Source organism: Xylophilus sp. PBN-3R (genome assembly GCF_057747805.1).
In genome coordinates, this window is record NZ_CM173225.1 from 4,441,818 (window position 1) to 4,466,722 (window position 24,905).

The 24,905-nt window shown below is 65.7% G+C and carries 22 protein-coding genes; 8 read left to right on the forward strand and 14 right to left on the reverse strand.

The window, feature by feature from the left end; all coding sequences use genetic code 11:
• Positions 1–127 precede the first annotated feature (127 nt).
• From AC3ANW_RS21135 to AC3ANW_RS21145, 3 genes are all read left to right on the forward strand, one after another.
• A complete protein-coding gene (locus AC3ANW_RS21135) occupies positions 128–1,225 on the forward strand; it encodes an aminoglycoside phosphotransferase family protein (protein ID WP_488342788.1) in 1,098 nt (365 codons plus the stop codon).
• 14 nt (positions 1,226–1,239) lie between these two features.
• Positions 1,240–1,959, forward strand: coding sequence for a 16S rRNA (uracil(1498)-N(3))-methyltransferase (locus AC3ANW_RS21140; RefSeq protein ID WP_488342789.1), 720 nt, complete (start codon positions 1,240–1,242; stop codon positions 1,957–1,959).
• Positions 1,960–2,143: 184 nt separating this feature from the next.
• Entirely contained in the window at positions 2,144–3,607 is a 1,464-nt protein-coding gene (locus tag AC3ANW_RS21145) for an iron-containing redox enzyme family protein (RefSeq protein ID WP_488342790.1), read from the forward strand.
• A 4-nt stretch (positions 3,608–3,611) separates the two neighbouring features.
• On the opposite strand, the gene AC3ANW_RS21150 is transcribed toward AC3ANW_RS21145, so the two are convergent.
• Entirely contained in the window at positions 3,612–5,099 is a 1,488-nt protein-coding gene (locus tag AC3ANW_RS21150) for a M20/M25/M40 family metallo-hydrolase (RefSeq protein ID WP_488342791.1), read from the reverse strand.
• A gap of 107 nt (positions 5,100–5,206) precedes the next feature.
• On the opposite strand from AC3ANW_RS21150, the gene AC3ANW_RS21155 reads away from it, so the two are divergent.
• Positions 5,207–5,971, forward strand: a complete 765-nt coding sequence (locus AC3ANW_RS21155; RefSeq protein ID WP_488342792.1) for a DUF72 domain-containing protein — start codon at positions 5,207–5,209, stop codon at positions 5,969–5,971.
• Here the strand turns inward: AC3ANW_RS21155 and AC3ANW_RS21160 are convergent, their stop codons facing one another.
• From AC3ANW_RS21160 to metX, 3 genes are all read right to left on the reverse strand, one after another.
• Positions 5,972–6,568, reverse strand: a complete 597-nt coding sequence (locus AC3ANW_RS21160) for a bactofilin family protein (protein ID WP_488342793.1) — start codon at positions 6,566–6,568, stop codon at positions 5,972–5,974.
• Positions 6,569–6,753: 185 nt separating this feature from the next.
• Positions 6,754–7,344, reverse strand: coding sequence for a methionine biosynthesis protein MetW (gene metW, locus AC3ANW_RS21165; protein WP_488342794.1), 591 nt, complete (start codon positions 7,342–7,344; stop codon positions 6,754–6,756).
• Entirely contained in the window at positions 7,341–8,477 is a 1,137-nt protein-coding gene (gene metX / locus AC3ANW_RS21170) for a homoserine O-succinyltransferase MetX (protein WP_488342795.1), read from the reverse strand. The genes metW and metX overlap by 4 nt, the downstream gene beginning before the upstream one ends.
• 675 nt (positions 8,478–9,152) lie before the next feature.
• Here metX and rbp point away from each other — a divergent pair.
• Positions 9,153–9,737: an RNA-binding regulator gene (gene rbp / locus AC3ANW_RS21175; RefSeq protein WP_488342796.1), complete on the forward strand. Its 585-nt coding sequence runs from the start codon at positions 9,153–9,155 to the stop codon at positions 9,735–9,737.
• A gap of 63 nt (positions 9,738–9,800) precedes the next feature.
• On the opposite strand, the gene AC3ANW_RS21180 is transcribed toward rbp, so the two are convergent.
• The 4 genes from AC3ANW_RS21180 to AC3ANW_RS21195 all read right to left on the reverse strand — a co-directional run bounded on the left by AC3ANW_RS21180 (position 9,801) and on the right by AC3ANW_RS21195 (position 12,852).
• The gene (locus AC3ANW_RS21180; RefSeq protein WP_488342797.1) at positions 9,801–10,583 is read right to left on the reverse strand and encodes an SDR family oxidoreductase; all 783 of its coding nucleotides are present in this window, start codon (positions 10,581–10,583) and stop codon (positions 9,801–9,803) included.
• Between the two features lie 15 nt (positions 10,584–10,598).
• Positions 10,599–11,153, reverse strand: coding sequence for an LPS export ABC transporter periplasmic protein LptC (gene lptC, locus AC3ANW_RS21185; RefSeq protein WP_488345482.1), 555 nt, complete (start codon positions 11,151–11,153; stop codon positions 10,599–10,601).
• A 116-nt stretch (positions 11,154–11,269) separates the two neighbouring features.
• Positions 11,270–11,854, reverse strand: coding sequence for a KdsC family phosphatase (locus AC3ANW_RS21190; protein ID WP_488342798.1), 585 nt, complete (start codon positions 11,852–11,854; stop codon positions 11,270–11,272).
• The gene (locus AC3ANW_RS21195; RefSeq protein ID WP_488342799.1) at positions 11,851–12,852 is read right to left on the reverse strand and encodes a KpsF/GutQ family sugar-phosphate isomerase; all 1,002 of its coding nucleotides are present in this window, start codon (positions 12,850–12,852) and stop codon (positions 11,851–11,853) included. Before AC3ANW_RS21195 ends, AC3ANW_RS21190 begins: the two co-directional genes overlap by 4 nt.
• A gap of 69 nt (positions 12,853–12,921) precedes the next feature.
• Between AC3ANW_RS21195 and AC3ANW_RS21200 the strand changes: the two genes are divergently transcribed.
• Positions 12,922–14,907 (forward strand): monovalent cation:proton antiporter family protein, encoded by a 1,986-nt coding sequence (locus AC3ANW_RS21200; protein ID WP_488342800.1) that lies wholly within the window; start codon positions 12,922–12,924, stop codon positions 14,905–14,907.
• On the opposite strand, the gene AC3ANW_RS21205 is transcribed toward AC3ANW_RS21200, so the two are convergent.
• From AC3ANW_RS21205 to rpmH, 6 genes are all read right to left on the reverse strand, one after another.
• Positions 14,893–17,526 carry a bifunctional diguanylate cyclase/phosphodiesterase gene (locus AC3ANW_RS21205; protein ID WP_488342801.1) on the reverse strand — a complete coding sequence of 878 codons (2,634 nt, stop codon included), beginning with the start codon at positions 17,524–17,526 and terminating at the stop codon, positions 14,893–14,895. The genes AC3ANW_RS21200 and AC3ANW_RS21205 overlap by 15 nt on opposite strands.
• 118 nt (positions 17,527–17,644) lie before the next feature.
• Positions 17,645–19,036, reverse strand: coding sequence for a tRNA uridine-5-carboxymethylaminomethyl(34) synthesis GTPase MnmE (gene mnmE, locus AC3ANW_RS21210; RefSeq protein WP_488342802.1), 1,392 nt, complete (start codon positions 19,034–19,036; stop codon positions 17,645–17,647).
• Between the two features lie 82 nt (positions 19,037–19,118).
• Positions 19,119–20,843, reverse strand: a complete 1,725-nt coding sequence (yidC, locus tag AC3ANW_RS21215; RefSeq protein ID WP_488342803.1) for a membrane protein insertase YidC — start codon at positions 20,841–20,843, stop codon at positions 19,119–19,121.
• Positions 20,840–21,139, reverse strand: coding sequence for a membrane protein insertion efficiency factor YidD (gene yidD / locus AC3ANW_RS21220; protein WP_488342804.1), 300 nt, complete (start codon positions 21,137–21,139; stop codon positions 20,840–20,842). Before yidD ends, yidC begins: the two co-directional genes overlap by 4 nt.
• Complete coding sequence (locus AC3ANW_RS21225; protein WP_488342805.1) at positions 21,136–21,573, reverse strand: ribonuclease P protein component; 438 nt, start codon at positions 21,571–21,573, stop codon at positions 21,136–21,138. The genes yidD and AC3ANW_RS21225 overlap by 4 nt, the downstream gene beginning before the upstream one ends.
• Positions 21,574–21,745: 172 nt before the next feature.
• Complete coding sequence (gene rpmH / locus AC3ANW_RS21230; protein ID WP_006299042.1) at positions 21,746–21,880, reverse strand: 50S ribosomal protein L34; 135 nt, start codon at positions 21,878–21,880, stop codon at positions 21,746–21,748.
• A 375-nt stretch (positions 21,881–22,255) separates the two neighbouring features.
• Between rpmH and dnaA the strand changes: the two genes are divergently transcribed.
• Together dnaA and dnaN are read left to right on the forward strand one after the other, a co-directional pair.
• The gene (gene dnaA, locus AC3ANW_RS21235; protein WP_488342806.1) at positions 22,256–23,701 is read left to right on the forward strand and encodes a chromosomal replication initiator protein DnaA; all 1,446 of its coding nucleotides are present in this window, start codon (positions 22,256–22,258) and stop codon (positions 23,699–23,701) included.
• Between the two features lie 79 nt (positions 23,702–23,780).
• Entirely contained in the window at positions 23,781–24,902 is a 1,122-nt protein-coding gene (gene dnaN, locus AC3ANW_RS21240; protein WP_488342807.1) for a DNA polymerase III subunit beta, read from the forward strand.
• Positions 24,903–24,905: the final 3 nt, after the last annotated feature.

The following is a 24,905-nucleotide window of genomic DNA, read 5'->3' on the forward strand; positions in this document are numbered from 1 at the left end:
GTCGGGACATCGGGCGGCGGAGCCGTGGGAGGTCAGTCGTACAAGAAAGTGGCAGAAAAATCAGACGCGAAAAGCAATTCGCACGACAAAACCGCCCTCGCGGGCGGCTTTGTAGAATCGATTATCCATGAGCCCACCTGAAACCCCGCTGGCGACATCCGCCGAGATCGCCTGGGCAGACCCCGCCCGCGCCGAGTCATTCGACCGCTGGCTAGCCGCCATCGCTGCGACGCACCGCCTTCTGCCCGCGACATTGCGACCCGCGTCGGCCGATGCGAGCTTCCGCCGCTATTTCCGCATCGACCTCCAGGACGGTGGCAGTGCCATCGTGATGGACGCGCCGCCGGACAAGGAAGACAGCCGTCCCTTCGTGCAGGTCGCCGCGCTGATGGCCGGGGCCGGGCTGCACGTGCCGCGCATCCTCGAGTGGCAGGCCGAACTGGGTTTCATGCTGCTGAGCGACCTCGGCGCGCGCACCCTGCTGCAGGTGGTCGACCCTGCGCTGGGAGCCGCCGCCGAAGACCCGCTGCCGCGCTTCAAGCAGGCGATCGACAGCCTGATCGCCTGGCAGCTGTCGTCCCGGCCGGCGGTGCTGCCGGTATACGACGAGGCGCTGCTGCGCCGCGAACTGGCCTTGTTTCCCGAGTGGTACCTGGGCCGCCATCGCGGCGTGACGCTGGAGGGCAGCGATGCCGCCACCTTCGCTTCCGCCTTCGACCAGATCGTGAAACGCAACCTGTCGTCGCCGCAGGTATTCGTACACCGCGACTTCATGCCGCGCAACCTGATGGTCGACGACCGCGATGCGAAGGCGCCGCTGGGCGTGCTCGACTTCCAGGACGCCGTCTATGGCCCCATCACCTACGACATCGCCAGCTTGCTGCGTGACGCCTTCGTGAGCTGGAACGAAGACCTGATCATCGACGTGACCGTGCGCTATTGGCAGGCCGCTCGCAAGGCAGGGCTGCCCGTCGGCGACGATTTCGGCGCCTTCTATGCCGACGTCGAATGGATGGGCCTGCAGCGGCACCTGAAGGTTGCCGGCATCTTCGCCCGCATCACGCTGCGCGACGGCAAACCGAAATATCTGGCCGACACACCGCGTTTCATCCACTACATCCGCAGCACCTGTGACCGCTACCGCGCACTCGGGCCGATGCTCAAGGTGCTGGACCGCATCGAGGGCATCGAGGCCGCGGAGAGCTACGCCTTCGGGCGGGTCTGAGGCGCGGCCGGCCGATGCCACGCATTTTTTGCCCCGAACCGCTGGCCAGCGGGCTCGAACTCGATCTGCCCGCGGGCGCGGCGCGCCATGTGCAGGTGCTGCGCCTGCAGCCGGGCGACGAACTCACCTTGTTCGACGGCCGTGGCGGCGAGTTCGTCGCCAAGGTCACCCGCATGGGCCGCAGCGACGTCGGCGTGGCTATCGGCGCGCACGACCCGGTCGAGCGCGAGGGCGCGGTCCAGGTCCATCTGGCGCTCGGCATGCCGGCCAACGAACGGATGGACTGGCTGGTCGAGAAGGCCGCCGAACTGGGCGCGGCCAGCATCCAGCCGTTGATGAGTGCCCGCACCGTGCTGCGGCTGTCCGGCGACCGGGCCGACAAGAAGGTGGCGCACTGGCAGGCGGTGGCCGTTGCGGCATGCGAACAATGCGGCCGCAACCGGGTTCCGAAAGTGCACGCCATGGTCACGCTGACCGACTGGTTGCGCCAGCAGGAACCGGTCGTCGGCGAGCCGCGTTACCTGCTTTCGCTGACCGACGGAGCGTCCGCCCTGGCGGCAGGGACAACAGGCGAGGCCGGCGCAACGCATTTCCTGTCAGGCCCCGAAGGCGGCCTGACGCCGCAGGAAGAAGCCGCGGCGCTGGCGGCCGGTTTTACGCCGGTCCGGCTGGGGCCGCAGATCCTTCGCGCCGAAACCGCGCCGCTCGCCGCGCTGATGCGACTGCTGGGTTGACGGTCCGCGGCCTGCCGTCCTGCACACGGTAGGAGGTCTCCCACCGCTGCTCCGGCCCTGGGCCGATACATCGCGGGTGGGGGCGCAGGGACATTGGGCCTCCTTCCGCAAAGAGACAAAGGCGCCATTGCGCCGAGCAAGGCCCAAGATGTCCGCCCTTCCCCGATTCCCTGCGTTCCCAACCTTGCCGACGTTTGCAACGTTTGCCGCTACGCCATCGACGGTGGCGAATGAACACTCATCCGCCAACGAAGCGGTAACCCACCAGGCGCTGTACCGTTCGCTGTTCGACGACTTCGGCGATGCCGAGACGGCAGCGATGTCGCGCGACTGGCTGCAGTCGCGCCTCGCCGAAGCCGAAACGCTGCCTTGCTCCCTGCCAGACAGCCCGAACGGCCTCCTGGCCTGGATGCACGAAGGATCGGCGCGGGCGAGCGAGCAATACCGGCAGTACGTGGCGGAACGCAAAGGCGGTGCGCCGCGCCGGTTCTTCGGAAACCGCAGCCACGCGCTGGCTTTCCTGCGGGGCGTAGCCCCTACCAAGCTGGTGGACGGCAGCTGGCTGCACGGCGTGTTGCGGCACTGGAGCAACCCGCGCCATGCCGAACTGGTGCGCACCTATCTCGAGGAACTGGGCGACGGCCGACCGGACCGCAACCATGTGCTGCTGTACCGCCAGCTGCTGGCTCGACACGGCATCGAAGCGTCACCTGTCGACCTGCCGGACGATCGGTACACCCAGGGCGCGATCCAGCTGGCCCTGGCCCGGCACACGGAAGACCTGCTGCCGGAGGTGATCGGTTTCAACCTGGGCTACGAACAGCTGCCGCTGCATCTGCCGATCACCGCCTACGAACTGAATGAGCTCGGCATAGACCCCTATTACTTCACCCTCCATGTGACGGTGGACAACCACGACACAGGCCATGCGCATCGCGCAGTGGCAGCGGTGCTGGACACCCTTCCCCGGTTCGCCGACGCGACCGAATTCTGGCGGCGGGTGCGCAACGGATTTCGGCTGAACGATCTGGGCGCCGGAACCAACGATGTCATCAGGCAGTTCGACCAGCAACAGGAGGTGGAACGCATATTCCAGCGCAAGAGCGAGGCCGGACGCAGCGCACATGCCGATTACTGCAAGGTGGCGGGCCGCAGCGTCAACGACTGGCTGGCCAGTCCGGCGCAAGTGCCGGGTTTCCTGAAGGCCCTGGAATCAGCAGGGTGGATCGTGCGCAACGCCGCTCCGGAACAGAGCCGCTTCTGGAAGCTGCTCGATGGAGACCATGCAGAAATGTTCGGTGTGTTCAGCCCTTATGAACTGCAGGCGATCCAGGACTGGCTGCGAGGCGATTTCTCGCTGGACGGTGCCGCTGTCCCGGACACCACGACTGGCGCAGGCATTCAACGGCCGCGCAGCTTCCGCGCCCAGCAACGGCTGGCGGCGGCGCGGCTTCCGGAAGCAGGTTTGACTAAGGGCGCCGAAGCCAGCCTCGACCCCGATGTGGAAGCACTCGAGGCGAGCATGGCACAGGCACCGGACGTCGCCGCCCTCGGTGCCCTGCTGGTCGATGCCATGGCGCCGTCGCGGCACTGGATGCCGGCCGGCCTGCTGGCCACCCGGCGTTTCATCCAGCTGACCGGCGCCTGAAGCGTCAAGGCATGCGGGCAATGACCTCGGCCACGGCCGCGGTCAAACGCTTGGCATAGGGAACATGCAGGAATTCGTTCGGACCGTGCGCATTGCTGCGCGGGCCGAGCACCCCGCAGACCATCATCTGGGCCGTCGGGAAACCCTGACTCAGGAGGTTCATCAGCGGGATGGTGCCGCCCTGGCCGATGTGACCGCAAGGCGCGCCGAAATGCGCGAGCGACGCTGCATCCAGAGCCTGCTCGAACCAGGGCGAGGCGGACGGCGCGTTCCAGCCGGTAGTGCCGCCGCCTTCGAAAGTGACCTTTGCCTGGTAAGGCGCGTTGTCCTCCAGCAGCTTTTTCAGTTCCTGCACGGCGCCGCCAGCTTCCACCAGCGGCGGCAGGCGCAAGCTGAGCTTAAACGCTGTAAATGGGCGCAGCACGTTGCCGGCGTCCTTCATCGCCGGGAAACCCTCGGCACCGGTCACGGAAAGCGTGGGGCGCCAGGTGCGGTTGAGCAGCGCCTCGACCGGGTCGCCGGTGGTCGGCAGCACCTGCAGGGTGGAACCGCCGCAGTCGTAATGCGCCCACGGAAACCGCTTGGTGACCTCTTCGCCGAGGATCGCCGCGGTGGCCCGTGTCTGTGCCAGCCGGTCGGCCGGCACTTCGCAGTGGAAACTGGCGGGCAGCAGCCGGCCGGTGGCGCTGTCTTCCAGGCGGTCGAGCAGGTGCCGAAGGATGCGGAACGAAGAAGGCACGAGGCCCGACGCATCGCCGGAATGGACGCCTTCGGTCAGCACCTCGACCCGCAGCGTGCCGCCGGCCATGCCGCGCAGGCTGTTGGTGAGCCAAAGCTGGTCGTAGTTGCCGGCGCCCGAATCCAGGCACACCACCAGGCCCACGTCGCCGAGCCGGGGCCGCAATACATCGACATAGGGCAGCAGGTCGTAGGAACCCGATTCCTCGCAGGTCTCGATGATGCCGACGATGCGCGGATGCGCCGCGCCCTGGCGCTTGAGCGCCTGCACCGCCGCGATGGAAGCGTAGATGGCGTAACCGTCGTCGGCACCGCCTCGGCCGTAAAGCTTGCCGTCCTCGTACTTGGGAGTCCACGGGCCGAGGTCGCTGCGCCAGCCGGTGAACTCAGGTTGTTTGTCCAGGTGACCGTACATCAGCACGGTCTGGGTGCCGGTGCGTGCGATGCCGGCGTCGCCGGTGGAGGCCGCCACCTCGAAGAACAGCACCGGCGTGCGGCCCGGCAGCTTCATGATTTCGAGTTTCAGGCCGTCGACTCTCTGCTGCTCGACCCACTCGGCCGCGTCGCGCACGACCCGGTCCAGGTAACCCAGCGCGGCCCAGTCCTTCTCGAAGCCGGGCGATTTGGCGGGCACGGCGATGTAGTCGGTGATGCGGCGCACCAGGTCGCCGTCCCACTGGTCGGCGATTTCGGTCTGGAGGCGGGCGGAGTCGAGCTGGCCAGCGGGCATTTCTCGGTGCAGGGGTGCGTTCATGGGGCTTTCCTGTTCTGGACGATCACAAGACTTTACGCCCGCCGACGGGCCTCTTGCCACAATGGGGTTACCGTTTTCAGGCTGGTTCGAACCTCATGGAGCACCGTATGGAACACCGAATTCGCACCGGCATCGGCGGCTGGACCTTCGAGCCCTGGCGCGGCGGCAACTTCTTTCCCGAAGGCCTGCCGCACAAGCAGGAACTGGCCTGGGCCAGCCGGCAACTGCCCGCCATCGAGATCAACGGGACTTTCTACCGCAACCAGAAGCCCGCCACCTTCGCAAAATGGCGTGACGAAACACCCGGCGGATTCATGTTCTCGGTCAAGGCGTCGCAGTACTGCACCCATCGCAAGGTGCTTGCCGGAAGCGGTGAATCGGTTGCGCGCTTCATCGCCAGCGGCATCACCGAACTAGGCGACAAACTGGGACCGATCGTGTGGCAGTTCATGGCTTCAAAGGTCTTCGACGCCGAGGATTTGGGTGCCTTCCTGGACCTGCTGCCCCGGAGACAGGACGGCATCGCACTGCGCCACGTGCTGGATGTCCGCCATGAATCCTTCAACCAGCCGGCATTTTTCGACATGGCACGAAAACACCGTTGCGCCATCGTCTTCACGGATTCGGACAAGTTTCCGACCATCGACCAGCAGACTGCCGACTTCAGCTACGCCAGGCTGATGATGGCGTCCGCCGAAGAACCGACCGGCTACGACGCCGCCGCGCTCGACCACTGGGCGGAAAAAGCCCGGCAGTGGTCCGGCGACCACCTGCGCGATGTCTTCGTCTATTTCATCAACGGCGCCAAGGAACGTGCACCGGCCGCAGCCGGCGCCCTGCTCGGCCGACTTGGCATGGCTCCGCTGGCCTGATCAGGCCGCCGCAACCACACGCTCGACGCGGTTCGCATTGCTGCCGGCGATGACGGCCGGCACGCTGGTCGCGCCGAACTGCACTTCACCGCCGAGCTGGCCGCCTTCCTCGATCACCACGCTGCCGTAACGCACGTTGCCGGTGACCTTGCCGGTCGAACGGATCACCAGACGGGTGCGGGCGTTCAGCGAGCCCTCGAAGCGGCCGCGGATTTCGGCGAAATCGACCTGTGCCGAACCCTTGAACGCACCCTGCTCCTCCACCTGCATCACCCGCGAATCCATGGTCGCCTCCACCAGACCTTCGACCACCAGCGTGTCGCAGTCGGTAATCTCGACGCCCTTGAGCTTGATGTTCGGCCCGACCGTCAGCTTGGCCGGGTTGTCGGCCTGGACGGCATCGTCGGCCGCCTTGGCAACCGGTGCTGCATTTGCCTCGCGCGGAAAACCGCCTGGCAAGGTGGTCGCGCCCGAATGGACATTGTTCGTGCTGGAAGAAGGCAGGGTCACGGACGCGGCACCGACCGGAGTGTTGGTGCGGGCCATCGGGGTTTCGGCGTCGCGTTTGCTGCCGAAGAAGTTGGATTGAAGCGCCATGGGTTCTCCGTAAAAAGGAGACCCGATGCTAGGGAGCGCTCACCCGCAAATCTCCATGCAATTTAGCAAGATAAGTAACGTCATTTATCCGGCAGATACATGCTTAATTGAAACCGATGGTCGGTAGATGCTAGCTTTCCCCGTCGTTTTGCCGTATGGCAAACGTATCTTGCCGAAGCATTCGATTACCGCGCGAGGCTCTCGAAGCGGAAGACCGCTGTTCCCGCGCGTGCGTTGGGCATCCAGCGGACCTCACGGCCGTTCTGCAGGCCAAACGCGTCGAGCACCTGCAGATGGTTGCGGCGCGCCAGCGCGTCGAAGTCGTGGAAGGTGCCGACGCGGATGTTGGGTGTGTCGTACCACTGGTATGGCAAGCGGCGCGTGACCGGCATGCGCCCCCGCAGCACCGACAGCCGGTTCGGCCAATGCGCGAAATTCGGAAAGGCGACGATGCCCGTGTGCCCGACCCGCGCGGTTTCGCGCAGCATGGTTTCGGCATTGCGCAGGTGTTGCAGCGTGTCGAGCTGCAGCACCACGTCGAATGCCTTGTCGTCGAACAGGTCGAGGCCTTCTTCCAGATTGCGCTGGATGACATTGACGCCGCGCCGTGCGCAGGCCAGCACGTTGCTGTCGTCGAGTTCGATGCCGTAGCCGGTGCAGCCGCGTTCGCGGGCCAGCAGGTCAAGCATGGTGCCGTCGCCGCAGCCCAGGTCGAGCACCCGCGCGCCGCGCGGCACCATCTGCGACAGGAGGCGATAGGTGGAGATGTCGGTCATGACGTGGGTGCCTGTTCTGCGGCAATGCGCTCGAAATAGGCCCGGACCAGGGCCAGGTAGCGGGCGTCCTCGAGCAGGAAGGCGTCGTGGCCGTGGGGCGCGTCGATTTCGGCGTAAGTGACGTCGAGCCGGTTGTCCAGCAGCGCCCGCACGATCTCGCGGCTGCGTGCCGGCGCAAAACGCCAGTCGGTGGTGAAGCTGGCCAGCAAGAACTTCGCGCGGCAGACCTCCAGCGCCCGCGCCAGCTGGCCGTCATAGGCACGGGCCGGATCGAAGTAGTCGAGCGCCCGGGTGATCAGCAGATAGGTATTGGCGTCGAAGTACTCGCTGAACTTGTCGCCCTGGTGGCGCAGGTAGCTTTCGATCTGGAACTCGACATCCTGCGTCGTATATCTGTAAGTCACCGCGTCGCGCAGTTCACGACCGAAGCGGGTGTTCATCACATCGTCGCTGAGATAGGTGATGTGGCCGATCATCCGGGCGATGCGCAGGCCGCGCTTGGGCACCGTGTCGTGGTCGTAGAAGTGACCGCCGAAGAAATCCGGATCGGTGACGATGGCACGGCGGGCGACCTCGTTGAAGGCGATGTTCTCGGCGTTGAGGTTGGGTGCGCTGGCGATCACCACCGCATGGCGCATGCGACCCGGATACTGGATGGTCCAGGACAGCGCCTGCATCCCGCCGAGGCTGCCGCCCATGACCGCCGCCAGTTGGGTGATGCCGAGCCGGTCGAGCAGCAGCGCCTGGGCATCGACCCAGTCTTCCACCGTGACCACCGGGAAATCGGCACCCCGTGCCCGGCCGGTGGCGGGGTCGATGTCGCGGGGGCCGGTGGATCCGAAACACGAGCCGAGGTTGTTGATGCCGATGACAAAGAACCGGTCGGTGTCCACCGGTTTGCCCGGGCCGACCATGGTGTCCCACCAGCCCTCGGAACCCGGCTGGCCCTCGTAGACGCCGGCGACATGGTGCGAGGCGTTGAGCGCGTGGCAGACCAGCACCGCATTGGAGCGGGCGGCGTTCAGCTGACCATAGGTTTCATAAGCCAGCGTGTAGCCGGCAATGCTGCTGCCGCTGCGCAGCGACAGGGCCGCCTCGAAGAGCATGGCTTGGGACTGGACGACGAGCGACATGGCGGCGACAGGTGGGAGTCTGCTGGTGGGCGGATCGGATGGACACAAAAAAACCCGGCTTCGCTGAAAAACGAGGCCGGGTTGGCAGGTGATCTGACACCGGTTCGTCTTTAGCTGCATTTGTAAAGCGCCCGCAAGCTGGAGCAAATCGGCGCGTCGGGCAAGTATAGCGGCGTGCCGGCAGGCAGCTGCAGCGCGGTCGCCGTGGCGCCGGCCGGCAGCATCGCGGCCGATGCATGGGCAGGTAATCGACATAACGAGCCCGGAGTGACAGAGGCCGCCACCTTCATTGTGTTTATATATTCATGCGGTATCCATTTGGACTATGGATCCACATCGACATGCGTTCAGGCACCATCATCGAGATGGAGTATGCAGACCGTGCACCATCAGTGAAGACAGTACTCCAATACGGTGCATATGCGGCAGTCCCGTCGAGTGAAGCGGAGCCGCGCCGGCCTTTGCAGGACTTTGTAGGAGGTAATCGCCGAATGGCCTAGCCCCAGGGAAAACCGGGTAATAACTGCTTGCGTTTTCAGGGAACCTATGGACCATAATGCGCTCACGGGCAGTGGTGCCCGTTTTCGCGGTGTTTCGTTTGGTTCGTGGTCGTTTGCTGATTGCGTTGCTGACTCCATCGCTTTTTTATCTCATGTGTTTTTAGGAGTCCCTTCAATGGGCAACAAACTCTACGTCGGCAACCTGCCGTACTCGGTTCGTGACGAAGACCTGCAACAGGCATTCAGCGAATTCGGTTCCGTGACCAGTGCAAAGGTCATGATTGAACGCGATACCGGCCGCTCCAAGGGCTTCGGCTTTGTGGAAATGGGCAGCGACGAAGAAGCGCAGTCGGCCATCAATGGCATGAATGGCCAGCCCTTGGGCGGCCGCAGCGTCGTGGTCAACGAAGCACGCCCCATGGAAGCCCGCCCGCCCCGTAGCGGTGGCGGCGGCGGTGGTTACGGCGGCGGTGGCGGCGGCTACGGCGGTGGTGGTGGCGGTTACGGCGGCGGCGGCAACAGCGGTGGTGGCTACGGCGGCGGCGGTGGCTACGGCGGTGGCGGCGGTGGCCGTTCCGGTGGCGGAGGCTACGGTGGCGGCGGCGGCGGTCGTTCCGGCGGTGGCGGCGGTGGTGGCGACGGCGGTTTCCGCAGCCCCTACGGCTCGGGCCCGCGCGGCGGTGGCGGCGGTGGCCGTTCTGGCGGCGGCGGCGGTTACGGCGGCGGCGGTGGTGGTTACGGCGGCGGCGGCGGCTACTGATCAGCCCTCGCGCGGCTTTCACCTGCCAAAAGACAAAAGGCCCTTCGGGGCCTTTTTTGTTGCTCAGCTTCTTTCGCCCTGCCGGTGTTTCCGCGGCCGGCCGGCCAGCAGGCGATCGAACAGCCACGCTGGCAACAGGCGCAGCACACGTGCCACGATACCCATCTGCCAGGGAATGACGCGCAATGCCGCCCCGGCCTGGATGGCCGATGCCGCCTTTGCTGCGAAGTCATCCGGCTGCATCAGGAAGGGCATGCCGTAGCGGTTCTCGCGAGTGAGCGGGGTATCGACGTAACCCGGGCACAGGGTCACCACCCGCACCCCGCTGCCCCGCATCTCCCCGCGCAGGCTTTCGCAATATGCGATGGCCGCGGCCTTGCTGCCGCAGTAGGCGCCGTGGCCTGGCAGACCCCGGATGCCCGCCACGCTGGCGATGCCCACCAGCGTACCGCTACCGCGTTTGCGCATGGGTTGGATGAAGGCGTGGAAAGTGGCCGCGATGCCGACCGTGTTGACCGCGAAGCTCTGCGCCAGCACTTCGAGGTCGGCCCGGTCGGCGGTGTCGATGCCGATGCTGATGCCGGCGTTGGCGATCACCAGGTCGGGCAGGCCCTGCGCCACCTGGCATTCCCGGGCCACGGCGACGATGCTGTCGATCACTGCCACGTCGGCGTGATAACGCGCCCATCGCCCGGCGTCCAGGCCCTGTTCGGTGGCCCAGGCGTCGATGACATCGCCCCGCCGCGCCACCAGCGCCAGCCGCCAGCCTGCCCGGTAGTAATGCAGGGCCATCGCCTGGCCGATGCCGCTGGAGGCACCGGTGATGAAGACGAGCGGTGCGGTCATGCGGCGATGCCTTTTTCAGCGTTTGCGGGGCTGCAGCGTACCGTGGACCCGGCCGCGCAGCTGCATGACCTGGCTCATGTTGTCGTAATCCATGGCGTCGCCGACGAAGGTGTCGTCGCCGCGGGTCAGGGTGACCGGCTGGTCGGAACGCACGCGTTCGGTGTTCGTATAGGCATGCAGGAACTCGCCACGGAACTGCATCCGGGGAACCTGCTGGCCGGAGCGGCCGACCATGGGTTCACGGGTGACCACCGCATTGCCGATCAACTGGACTTCGGAGCCGTCGCTGTTGGACAGGCCGCGCTCGGCGGTCGACACGGTGACGGCGCCGGTTTCGCTGATGGCACGGATGCGCGGCTTGTCGATCTCCAGGGTGTCGGTGTCGGGATAGTGGCGGCCCTCGACACCGAAGATTTCACGCTGCAGCCGGCCGGTGGCATCGAAGGTGCGGACTGCGAAGTTGCGCATGAAATAGTCAGGCTCGTGGCGCAATTCCTCGATCGGCTTGGGCGCCTCGACGGTCGGCGTGTTGCGCACCAGCCAGTAGCTGCCCAGCGCCAGCATACCCATCAGAAACACCGGCAGGTAGATGGAAAGCCGGTCGAGGGTCGCGCGCAGAAGGGCCCTGCAGCCCAGACGCGTGCGCCGGGCCTGGGTCGGCAGTACGGCTGCGCCGCCGGTTGTTTTCATCCGGCGAAGGCCTGCAGCAGGCGGCTGTAGTGGCCGCTGGCCGCGACCAGCATGTCGCAGCATTCGCGCACCGCACCGTGTCCGGCGGCCGCCGCGGTGACGTGATGCGCGACCGCGAGCACCTCGGCATGGGCGGTGGCCGGTGCGAAGGCGAAGGCGGCGCGGCGCATCACCGGAAGGTCGGGCCAGTCGTCGCCCATGGCGGCCGCCTGGTGCCAGCCCAGGCCCAGGGTGGCCAGGGTCGCTTCGGCGGCGGGTCGTTTGTCTTCTGTGCCGAAATGCACATGCTGGATGCCGAGCGCGGTCAGCCGCGCGCGCAGCGGCCGAGAGTCACGCCCGGTGACCACCGCGGGCGTGATGCCGGCATGCTGCAAGAGCTTCAGGCCATGACCGTCCAGGGTGTTGAATCGCTTGATCTGCTCGCCGCCGACCCGCGGGTCGTCTTCCGGGTACTCGGCAAAATACAGGCCGCCGTCGGTCAGCACACCGTCGACATCGAAGAACGCGACCTTGATGTCCTGGGCGCGCAGCAGCAGTTCGGGGTCCCAGCGCCGGGCGGGAATAAGGGGCGGCAGGGTCATACAACTTTCGAGCGCATGAGTTCGCCAATGTGGACGACGCCCAGCAGCGGGCCGTCCGGTTCGGCCACCAGCAGGGCCGTGATGCGGTTGAGTTCCATGCTTTCGGCTGCGTCTGCTGCCAGGGCGCCGGGGGAAATGCGGCGCGGGTTCGGTTTCATCACGTCGGCGGCATTCAGGGGCCGCAGGTCGGCACCGGTCTCGACCAGGCGGCGCAGGTCGCCGTCGGTGAAGACGCCCAGCAGTCGGGCGTTTTCGCCGACGATCGCGGCCAGGCCCAGTCCCTTACGGCTCATCTCGCGCATGAGTTCGCCGAAGGTGGCTTCGGCCCGCACCGTCGGCACCGCGTCGCCGCTGACCATCACGTCCGAAACATGGGTCAGCAGGCGCCGGCCGAGCGAACCGCCGGGATGCGAGCGGGCGAAGTCTTCGGCCGCGAATCCGCGCGCATCGAGCAGCGCGACGGCAAGGGCGTCTCCCAGTGCCATCTGCGCGGTGGTGCTGGCGGTGGGTGCCAGTTGCAGCGGGCAGGCTTCCTGTGCGACGCCGCTGTCCAGCACGATGTCGGCATGGCGCGCCAGCGAAGACGTCTGGCCACCGGTCATGGCGATCAGCGGGGCGCCGATGCGGCGCACCAGCGGCAGCAGCACGGTCAGTTCGGCCACTTCGCCGCTGTTGGACAAGGCCAGCACAACGTCGAGTGAAGTGATCATGCCCAGGTCGCCGTGGCTGGCCTCGGCCGGATGTACGAACATGGCGGGAGTGCCGGTCGATGCCAGGGTGGCGGCAATCTTGCGGGCGACGTGCCCGCTCTTGCCCATGCCCATCACCACGGTGCGGCCGCGGCAGTCCAGGATGGTCTTCACGGCCCGGGCAAAACGCTCGTCGAGCCGTGACTTGAGCCCCAGCACGCCCGCAGCCTCGATATCGAGGGTCTGGTGCGCCAGGCGCAGGGCCTCGTCGGCGTCGAAGCGGGTGGAAGCGGTGTAGGGCGCGGTCATCCGGCCGATTTTATCGGTTGGCAAGGGGCAGGACGGGCCTGGGGCCTTCACGCTTGCTAGCATGGACACATGTCCTCACTCGCATTGACGCTGCTTTACCTGCTCGCCGCCGTGATGGGGGTGCTGGCCTGCCGCAGCCTGAAGCTGCCGCCGATGCTGGGTTACCTGGCAGCCGGCGTGCTGATCGGGCCGCACGCGTTTGCCCTTGCACAGGATTCCGAAGGTGTGCGCCACCTCGGCGAATTCGGCGTGGTGTTCCTGATGTTCGTCATCGGACTCGAATTCAGCCTGCCCAAACTGCGCGCCATGCGCAAACATGTATTCGGCCTGGGCCTGGCGCAGGTGGCACTGACGATGGCCGTAGCCACCGCCGGCGGTCTGGTGGCGGGTCACTACCTTTCGGCTTTCACCGGCCTGGACTGGCGGGCCGCGCTGGCGCTGTCCGGCGCACTGGCCATGAGCAGCACGGCCATCGTGGTGAAGCTGATGGCCGAACGCATCGAACTTGAAAGCGAACACGGCAAACGCGTGATGGGCGTACTGCTGTTCCAGGATCTGGCGGTGGTGCCGCTACTGGTGCTGGTGCCCGCGCTGGCCGCCGCGCCCGACCGCCTGTTGCCGGCGCTGGGCATCGCCGTGGTGAAGGCGGCGGTGCTGGTCACCATCCTGCTCGCCGGCGGGCAGAAGGTGATGCGCTGGTGGCTGACGCTGGTCACGCGCCTTCGCAGCGAAGAGCTGTTCATGCTCAACCTGCTGCTGATCGCACTGGGGCTGGCCTGGCTGACCGAAGCGGCCGGACTGAGCCTCGCATTGGGTGCCTTCATCGCCGGCATGCTGGTATCCGAGACCGAATTCAAACACCAGGTCGAAACCGACATACGCCCTTTCCACGACGTGCTGCTGGGCCTGTTCTTCATCACCGTCGGCATGATGCTCGACTGGCACATCCTGGTCGACCAGTGGGCGCTGGTGCTGGTGCTGCTGGTCGTGCCGCTGGCGCTCAAGCTGTGCCTGGTGATGGCGCTGGCCAGATGGTTCGGCGGCACCACCGGTGTGTCGTTGCGAACCGCGCTGTACCTGGCGCAGGCCGGCGAATTCGGCTTCGTGCTGCTGCAGCTCACCGAGCAGAACAAGCTGATGCCGGCCGAACTGCTCAACCCGGTGCTGGCAGCGATGGTGCTGTCGATGCTGGCCGCGCCCTTCATCATCCTGTCGTCGAACCGCATCGTGATGAAGCTGGTGGCGAGCGACTGGCTGCAGCAGTCGCTGCAGATGACCAGCATCGCCCGCAAGTCGATCAACGCCAACCGCCACGTGATCATCTGCGGCTACGGGCGCTGCGGCCAGAACCTGGCGCGCATGCTGGAGCGCGAAGGCATCGCCTATATCGCACTCGACCTGGACCCCGACCGGGTGCGGCAGGCCGCCGCGGCGGGGGATTCGGTGGTGTTCGGCGATGCGGCCCGGCTGCAGGCGCTGATGGCCGCCGGCCTGGCACGTGCCAGCGCCATGGTCATCACCTACCTGGATGTGCCGTCTGCGCTGAAGGTGCTGGACCATTCCCGCTCGCACGCGGCCCAGGTGCCGGTGATCGTGCGCACGCAGGACGACCGCGACCTGGAGCGCCTGCAGAAAGCCGGCGCCACCGAAGTCGTGCCCGAGGCCATCGAAGGCTCGCTGATGCTGGCCAGCCATGCACTGGCGCTGGTCGGCGTGCCGATGCGCCGCGTGATCCGGGTGGTGCAGGACCAGCGCGACGCCCGTTACGACCTGCTGCGCGGCTACTTCCACGGTGCCGACGACGACGCACCGCAGGACGGCGACACCGAGCGCCTGGCCCCTTTCGCCCTGCCCGCCGACTCCATTGCCGACGGCCGGACCATCGACGCCCTGGCGCTGCACACGGTCGGCGTGCGCGTCGTCAGCCTGCGCCGCGCGGACGGTCACCAGGGAGAACATCGGCAGGACACCATCGTGAGGGCGGGCGACACGCTGGTGCTGTCGGGCCGCGCATCGGCCCTGGCGATGGCCGAAGAACTGTTATCTCGCCGGTAGGTCGCCAACCGGCACCGCGCGGCCGAACAGGTAGCCCTGGAACAACTCGCAGCCGTTGGCCAGCAGGTATTGCCGCTGGCCTTCGGTCTCGACCCCTTCGGCCACCACCGTCAGCCCGAAACTGCGGGCCAGCTGGATGATGGTGCATGCCACCGCCGCATCGTGCGGATCGGTCAGCACACCACGCACGAAAGACTGGTCGATCTTCAGCTGGTCGAAAGGCAGGCGCTTGAGATAGCTGAGCGACGAATAACCGGTGCCGAAATCGTCCAGCGACAGCGCGACGCCGTAGCTGCGCAGTTCGGCCATCTTGGCGATGGTGTCCTGCAGGTCGTGCAACAGCAGGCTCTCGGTGATCTCGAGCTTGAGCAGGCGCGGATTGGTGCCTTCCTTTTCCAGCGCCGCCAGCACCAGGCCGACGAACTGCGGATGGCGGAATTCGCGGGCGCTGACGTTGACCGAAATCGTCAAACCGGAGCGCACCGGAACCTGCGCCCAGGCCGCCAGCTGACGGCAGGCCGTGGCCAGCACCTGCCGGCCCAGCGGCACGATCAGGCCGGTGCGTTCGGCCACCGGAATGAAGTCGGCCGGCGACACCATGCCGCGCTGCGGATGCGGCCAGCGCACCAGCGCCTCGACGCCGGACATCAGCCCGTCGCGGCCCACCACCGGCTGGTAATACACATGCAGCTCCTGGCGTGCCAGGACCTGGCGCAGATCGTTTTCGAGCCGCATGCGGGCCAGCGCTGCCTCCTGCATCGGCGGATCGAAAAAACAGAAGGTGTTGCGGCCGGCGGCCTTGGCCTCGTACATGGCGAGGTCGGCGCGTTTGATGAGCTCGTGCGCCGGCAGCACATGGTCGGCGAACACCACCAGGCCGATGCTGGGCGTGCTGACCACATCGCCGTCGTCCACCGGATAGGGCTGGCCCAGTGTGTGCAGGATGGCCTGCGACAAGGCCTCTACCTGCGACGATGCCGCCCCGGGGTCGGACGGCAGGCCCTGCAGCAGCACCATGAATTCGTCGCCGCCGAAACGCGCCACGGTGTCGTGCGGCCGCACGCAGCCGCGCAGGCGGCTGGCGACCTGCACCAGCAGCCGGTCACCACCGGCCGGGCCGAGCGTGTCGTTGGCATCCTTGAAGTTGTCCAGGTCGAGCAGCAGCAGGGCGCCGCATCGGCCCAGGCGCGTGCTGTCGCTCAGCGCCTGCTCGAGCCGGTCGAGCAGCAGGCGGCGGTTGGGCAGGCCGGTCAGGTCGTCTACAAAGGCCAGCCATTCGACCCGCGCCTCGGCATGCTTGCGGGCGCTGATATCGCGGCCCACGCCGCGATAGCCACGGAAGACGCCGTTGTCCATCATCGGCCGGCCGCTGATGCTCACCCAGTGGCTGTCACCGCCCTCTACCCGCAATTCGAGTTCGAGGTCATGGAACTGCTGGCGCGATTCGAGCAGCTTGCGGTGCGAGCGCCAGTGCATGTCGTTGAAGTTGAGCGCGTCCAGTTCCCAGGGATGCATGCCGACCTGCAGCTGGTCGAAAGCACCCGGGTTCTCGCGGTCGTTGCCTTCCACCCGCACGATGCGCAGGTCGGTATCGGTCTCCCAGTACCAGCCCGACGACAGCGTGGTGAGGTCGCGCCAGCGTGCCTCGCTGTCGCTCAGGTGCTGCAAGGCGGCGCTGCGCTCGACCACCGTGCGGCTGGCCAGCACCAGCTGAGCCACCGTGCTGACCAGGGGCGCAAGCAATTCCACCAGATGTGCGCTGTAGCCGCCCGGCCGGTTGGCCAGCCCGACATAGGCCACCACACGGCCGGCAGCACGTACCGGCAGGCCGACGAAGGACTCCACCGGCGGATGCCCCGGCGGAAGGCCGAGCACGTCACCGCTCTGGCCCGGCTGGTTGATCACCAGGGGCTGGTCACCCTGCCCGTTCGCCCGTTTCAGGCGCTGGAGGTCGGCGAACACCAGGCCCTCTTCGACCTCGGCGGAATGATGGGAACGGGTGGCGTTGTCCCAGCGGACATCGGCCACCGCGTGGCAGCGCAGCGCGGTGGAGCCGTCATGGTCGGTCAGCGCTTCTGCGAGGAAACCATAGGCGCTGTGGCTCAGGGCCATGAAGTTGCCGAGCAGGCGATCAAAGGCCAGCGGTTGCGAAGGGGCCGACAGAAATACCGCATGCGCCTGCGATATGTACTGCAACAACCGGTTCTGCGTCGCCAGCCGGGCGTTGGCCGAATTGCGCTGCTCTTCCTGGCGGCGATGCAGCGCCGCCCTGGCCATCCGGGTCGGCAGCGCCAGCGCGAAATGATTTTCGGCGTCGTACACCCAGTAGTCCGCGAAGCCCAGGCGGATGGCACGCAGGCCGACGACCTCCTGGCCGGCCTCGACACCGATCAACAGGGCCGCATCGCCGGCCGAACGCCGCAATTCGAAAGCGGTGCCGTCGGGAAGTCGATGCCGGATGGCGACCACGTCGAACTGCTCATGCTTGAGACGCGATCGGGCTTCGGCGACCGTGCTGGCCACACTCAGTCGCCAGTGCTGGCGCTGGCGCTCGGCGGTGTCCAGGACACGCTGTGTCTGCGCCGCTTCGGAGTCGACCAGGAGAACGGAATAAGGCATTGCGGGGCTTGTAAGGGCCGGGCCACAAGTGCCGGTTTTTCCCTATGGCCTGCCATTATGCGTTGATGCACCGCGTCCATGGCCGCGTGACCATCGCGACAAACCCGCCCGTTTGCCGCTACTTTCCGATGCAGAAGCGAGAAAAGATCACGCCGAGCAGTTCGTCGGCCCCGAATTCGCCGGTGATGGCATTCAGTGCGTTCTGCGCCAGCCGCAGTTCTTCGGCCAGCAGATCCAGCGATGCATTGCCCAGCGCCAGGTGGCGGTCGGCGCCGGCCAGGTGTTCGCCCACATGGCGCAGGGCCTGCAGATGGCGTTCGCGGGCCAGGTACAGACCTTCCGGCGCGGACTGCCAGCCGGCAATCTCCAGCAGCTTGCGCCGCAGCGAATCGAGGCCCTCGCCGGTCAGTGCCGACAAGGCGATGCCATCGGCCACGCTGCCGGCGGCGGCATCGTGTTTGTTCCAGACATGCACCACCGGCAGGCTGCGGCCGCCGAACCGTGCAGCCATCGTTTCTGCAATGGCGGCATCACCAGCGTCGTATTCGGACTGGCCGACACGTGTCAGGTCATGCAGGAACAACACCGCGTCGGCACCGGCGATCTCGTCCCAGGCGCGGGCAATGCCGATGCTTTCCACCGCATCGTCGCTGTCGCGCAAGCCGGCGGTGTCGACCACATGCAGGGGCACGCCCTCGATCTGGATGGTCTGGGCGACCTTGTCGCGGGTGGTGCCCGCGATGGGTGTGACGATGGCCAGTTCGGCGCCGGCCAACGCGTTCAGCAACGACGATTTCCCGGCATTCGGCTGGCCGGCGATCACCACGGTGATGCCCTCGCGCAGCAGCGCGCCCTGGCGGGCGCGCTGGCGCACGGTTTCGAGCCGGGCGCTCAACCGGTCGAGCTGGCCCCGGGCGTCGGCCTGTTGCAGGAAATCGATCTCTTCTTCCGGAAAATCCAGGGTCGCCTCGACCAGCATGCGCAGGTGCACCAACGCTTCGCGCAGGCTGGTAATTTCCGCCGAGAAAGCGCCCGACAAGGAACGCACCGCGCTGCGGGCCGCCGCCTCGGTGCTGGCGTCGATCAGGTCGGCCACGGCCTCGGCCTGCGCCAGGTCGATCTTGTCGTTCAGGAAGGCCCGTTCGGTGAACTCGCCGGGCCGGGCCAGCCGAAGGCGAGGCAACACACCGTCCACAGCGGCCGCCTCCAGGCACCGGGCCAGCAGCAACTGCAGCACCACCGGCCCACCGTGGCCCTGGAGTTCCAGCACATGCTCGCCGGTGTAGGAGTGCGGGGCCGCGAATCGCAGTGCCAGCCCGTGGTCGATCGGCTGGCCGGAGCCGTCACGAAACGGCACATAACAGGCTTCGCGCGCCGGTAGCGCGCGGCCGCACAACATCAGGGCCAGCGGCGCCAGGTCGACCGGACTGCTGATGCGCACGATGCCCACGCCTCCGCGTCCGGGTGCGGTGGCGATGGCGGCGATAGGGTCGTTTCGGTCGGCGGACATGGTCGGGATTGTGTCGTTTTACGGCGTCTAAATAAAAAAGCCGCCGGACGGGTCCGGCGGCTTTTCGAGAAGGCGATGAGGCTTACCTGGTCACGCCAAGGCGTTTGTTGATCACGTATTGCTGGCTGATCGACAGGATGTTGTTGGTCAGCCAGTACAGCACCAGGCCGGCCGGGAAGAAGAAGAACATCACGCTGAAGGCCAGCGGCATGATCCACATCAGCTTGGCCTGGACCGGGTCCGGCGGCGTCGGGTTCAGCAACGTCTGCAGCAGCGAGGTCGCGGTCATCAGCAGCGGCAGGATGAAGAACGGATCGGGCGTGGAAAGGTCGTGGATCCACAGGATCCAGGGTGCACCGCGCATTTCGACGCTGGACAGCAGCACCCAGTACAGCGAGATGAACACCGGGATCTGGATCACGATGGGGAAACAACCACCCATCGGATTGACCTTTTCCTCGCGGTAGATCCGCATCATTTCCTTCTGCATCTCTTGCGGCTTGTCCTTCAGCCGCTCGCGCATGGCCATCACCTTGGGGTTGATGGCTTTCATCTTGGCCATGCTGGCGTAGGCCTTGGCGTTCAGCCAGAAGAAGGCCGCCTTCAGCAGAACGACCAGCGCCACGATGGACCAGCCCCAGTTGTGCAGGAAGCCGTGCAGCTTGTCGAGCAGCCAGTAGAGCGGTTTGGCGAGGATGGTCAGCCAGCCGTAGTCCTTGACCAGTTCCAGGCCGGGGGTCAGGGCTTCGAGCTTCTTTTCTTCCTGGGGGCCGGCGAACAGCGTCGCATCGACGGTCTTGGATGCGCCCGGTGCCAGCTCGCCCAGCGAGGTGATCATGCCGACGGCATACAGGTTGGTATCGACCTTGCGCATGAACAGGTCGCGCTGGATGCCGTCGCCCAGCAGCCAGGCGGTCGCAAAATAATGCTGCACCATGGCGACGTAGCCGGTGCTGGACTGCTTCTCGATGTCGACCTTGTTTTCCTCGATCTTCTTGAATTCGACCTTCTGGTATTTCTTCTCGGCCGTGTAGATGGCGGGGCCGGTGAAGGTCGAATAGAAGGAAGGCATGTGGTCCATGCCGAAGAACTTCAGGGCAGCAGGTGCCGGAATGCGTTCGCCTTCGGTATTGCCGTCACGCACCAGTTGCAGATACAGCTGCGGGTTCACCGGCGCGGTGCCGACGTTGGCGACTTCGTTCTTCACGTCGATGGCATAACTGCCGCGCGTCAGCGTGTAGGTCTTGACCAGCTTCACTCCGCCGACGTCGGCAGACTCGAAACGCACCTGCAGCGTGTTCTGGCCGTCGGCCAGCGTCCGCGGGCCGGGCACCAGGGTCATGGCCGTCTTGTGGGTCGGGAAGGCCCCGCCGATCAGGCCGGTCTGCGCCACATAGACCCGGGTCGGGCTGTCTTCGAGCAGCTGGAATTTCTGCTGGCGGTTTTCGATGTCGCCATGGGCAAGCAATTCGCCCCGCACCAGCGTGCCGCCGGCGGAGTCGAAGGTCAGGCGGTATACGTCGGTGGTCACCTCGGTGCGCTGCGACGGCACGGTGGTGACGGCGGGCGGCAGCACCGTGCCGCCGGCGGTCACCGCAGCGCCGGAGCCTGCCGGCGTAGAAGCCACGGTGGGCACCGAAGACGCGCCTTCCTGCTTCCTGGCATCGGGGCTGGGTGCGGTCGCAACGGGAGTGGTCGACGGGAAGAACGTAGGCGCGTGGCCGTTGTAAATCTGCCATTTGTCCCACAGCAGGACCATGGAAAAGCCAAAGATCACCCACAGGATGGTGCGGCGGATGTCGGTCATGAGGTTTTCTTTGCGGGAGAGATAGTGGCGCCGAGCCAGCTGAACAGACGCGGCGGCGTGTCGGGAACCGGGTCGCAGCCGCCTGCGCACCAGGGTTGGCAGCGCGCGATACGCACTGCCGCGAGATAACTGCCGGCGGCCGCCCCGTGGCGCTCCAGCGCCTGCAGCGCATAAACGGAACAGGTCGGCTCGAACCGGCACTGGTTACCCAGCGAGGGTGACAACAAGAGCCGGTAGCCGCGTACCGCGACCATGGCCGCACGGCGCGGCCAAAGGGCTATGGCAGACAGATTCATGGCAGGCCGGCCTTGCCCAGCCGGTCGAGCAGTCGGTGGAGTTCCAGGCGCACGGCCAATTTCAGCTCGTCGGATGTCGCGCTGATGAATTCCTTGCGATCGAACCCGCTTTTCAGGCGCACCACGTATGCGGCCTGCGGAAGACGCTCGCCATCGGCGGCACCGGTGACCGTGTAGATCTGGCGTTTGATGGCGTTGCGGGTGACCGCACGTTTGGCCCAGCGTTTCGGCACCATCGCGCCCATCCAGGTCTGATCGACGTGGCTGAACAGCAGCTTGGCCGTGACGGGTCTGGAGCCGTCGGCAGCAGCATCGGAAACGGCAGCGCCGGCGGGTTCGAGAACCAGCCGGTGAAGTGCGAAGTGCGAAGTACGCGCCACGATGCCACCCGAAAGCACGGCCTGGAACTGAGGCCGGGTCTTCAGCCGATGCATAAGGCCGTCACGCTATTGCGACACCCGAAAATCAGCTTCGTCATGGCACAAGAAGGGTTGTGAGGACCAGGGCGAGCGCTTCGGGTTCGCAACGAGAAACACAGCCGTACTCTTGTACGGCGAGCGTCTCGGTTGCCAAATCGGGGCGCGCAGCCAGGTCGGCACGCCCTTCTTAGACGGCCAGGCGCTTGCGGCCCTTGGCGCGGCGTGCGTTGATGACGGCACGGCCGCCACGGGTTTTCATACGGACCAGAAAACCGTGGGTGCGAGCGCGACGGATCTTGGAAGGCTGGTAGGTGCGCTTCATGGCGAAATTTCCTAGGCAAAAATGAGTTCAGGCAACCGCAAAAATGATGATCTGCGGATGTGTCCCCCGACCGCTTCTGCAGAAAACTGCCAGAAACAGCGACAAAAGCCTCACCGTCGGGGGGTGGCCAGAGCACTTATTGCGCCTTGAAAAGTGCAGTGTGTTCGAGCCGGGGGGCTTGGTCTCTCTGAGTGACTCCGCAAAAGAGTTTCAGGGAAACCCGAAATTATCGTCCTAAAACGATTCATCTGGCAAGTGAGCCGACCACTGCAGCCAGTCGGGCCATGCCCCCGAAACATGTGGACAAGGTCTTGATAATCTAGAATCCGGGGGTTTGGCACCTCGTGCCTGTCCACAGCGCACGCACATCGAACAATGATTCCGGGACTACCCGCCGGCACACCGCCGGCCGCCGCAGACGACGCGGGCCACAGCCTCTGGGTCGCCTGCATCGAACAACTTGCCCAGGAACTGCCCGAGCAGCAGTTCAACACCTGGATCAAACCCCTCGTGGCTGTCGTCGCCGAGGATTTCTCCAAGGTCACCCTCTACGTTGCCAACCGCTTCAAGCTGGACTGGATCCGCGCGCAGTATTCAGGGCGCATCGCCCAGTTGCTGGAGCACATCTACGGCAACTCGGTGGCACTCGAACTGGCCTTGCTGGCCCGTGAAGCACCAGCGCGCATGGCCGCCCCGGTGCCACCGCAACAGCAGCCCCAGGCCGACGTGCCGGCAGCGCCCGAACCGGCCGCCCTGGGCCAGAGCGCCGAGATCGGCGACAACGGCGTGGCCGGTGGTTTCCGCAGCCGGCTCAACCCCACGCTGACGTTCGACACGCTGGTGGAAGGCACGGCCAACCGAATGGCGCGCGCCGCCGCCATGCATGTGGCCGGCATGCCGGGCCACCTGTACAACCCCCTGTTCATCTACGGCGGCGTCGGCCTGGGCAAGACCCACCTGGTGCACGCTGTCGGCAACAAGCTTCTGGCTGACAAGCCCGATTCGAAAGTTCTCTACATCCACGCCGAACAGTTCGTGTCGGATGTGGTCAAGGCCTACCAGCGCAAGACTTTCGACGAGTTCAAGGAGCGGTACCACTCGCTCGACCTGCTGCTCATCGACGATGTGCAGTTCTTCGCCAACAAGGACCGCACACAGGAAGAATTCTTCAACGCCTTCGAGGCGCTGCTGGCCAAGAAGTCGCACATCGTGATGACCTCGGACACCTACCCGAAGGGCCTGGCCGACATCCACGAACGCCTGGTGTCGCGCTTCGACTCCGGCCTGACCGTCGCGATCGAGCCGCCCGAGCTCGAAATGCGGGTCGCCATCCTGATCAACAAGGCCCGCTCCGAGCAGGCCGAGATGCCCGAAGAGGTGGCGTTTTTCGTCGCCAAGAACGTGCGTTCGAACGTGCGTGAACTCGAAGGCGCGCTGCGCAAGATCCTGGCCTATTCGCGTTTCAACCAGAAGGAAGTCTCCATCCAGCTGGCCCGCGAGGCGCTGCGTGACCTGCTGTCCATCCAGAACCGCCAGATCGGTGTGGAAAACATCCAGAAGACGGTCGCCGACTATTACAAGATCAAGGTCGCCGACATGTACTCGAAGAAGCGGCCGGCCAGCATCGCGCGGCCGCGGCAGATCGCGATGTATCTGGCCAAGGAACTCACCCAGAAGAGCCTGCCCGAGATCGGTGAATTGTTCGGTGGTCGCGATCACACCACGGTGCTGCACGCGGTTCGAAAGATCGCTGCCGAGCGCCAGCAGATCACCGAGCTGAACCAGCAGCTGCACGTGCTGGAACAGACCTTAAAGGGTTGACCTGAAACAGGTCAAAATGCGGTGTTTGCCCGCAAGGCAAGAAACATAAAAGTCAGTCCGTACCGGAGAAGAGGTTGTCATGATCGTTTGGAAGGCCCCGCAAGAAAAACTGCTGTCCGCACTGCAGTCGGTGGCAGGCATCGTGGAGCGTCGTCACACGCTGCCGATCCTGGCCAACGTGCTCGTGCGCAAGACCGGCCCCCAGCTGCAACTCACCACGAGCGACCTGGAAATCCAGATCCGCACCGATGCCGAGCTCGGCGGCGACGAAGGCAACTTCACCACCACCGTGGGCGCGCGCAAGCTGATCGACATCCTGCGCACCCTGCCTTCAGACCAGACGGTGTCGCTCGAATCCTCCGGCGGCAAACTCATCCTCAAAGGCGGCAAGAGCCGCTTCACCCTGCAATCCCTGCCGGCAGAAGACTTCCCGCTGGTGCAGGAAGCCGCCAACTTCGGCCCGTCCTTCAGCGTGCCGCAGAAGACCCTGAAGGCGCTGCTCGGGCAGGTGTCGTTCTCGATGGCGGTGCATGACATCCGCTACTACCTCAACGGCATCCTGTTCGTCGCCGAAGGCAAACAGCTGGCGCTGGTCGCCACCGACGGCCACCGCCTGGCCTACGCCTCGGCCACGCTGGATGTGGAAGTGCCCAAACAGGAAGTCATCCTGCCGCGCAAGACCGTGCTCGAGTTGCAGCGCCTGCTGTCCGACGGTGGCGATGCCGAGAACCCGCCGCGCATCACCATGCAGTTCGCCAACAACCAGGCGAAATTCAGCTTCGATGGCATGGAGTTCGTCACCAAGCTGGTCGAAGGCAAGTTCCCCGACTACAACCGCGTGATTCCCAAGAATCACAAGAACAGCATCACCCTCGGCCGCGCGCCGCTGATGTCGACCCTGCAGCGCACCGCCATCCTGACAAGCGAGAAGTTCAAGGGCGTACGACTGAACCTGGAGCCCGGCACGCTGCGGGTGGCCAGCAACAACGCCGAGCAGGAAGAAGCGGTCGACGAACTCGACATTGACTACGGCGGCGACTCGATCGAGATCGGCTTCAACGTCGGTTACCTCATCGACGTGCTGGCCAACATGTCGCAGGACATGGTGACCTTCGAGTTGTCCGATTCCAACAGCTCGGCGCTGATCACCATTCCCGGCAACGAAGACTTCAAGTACGTGGTCATGCCGATGCGGATCTGAGCC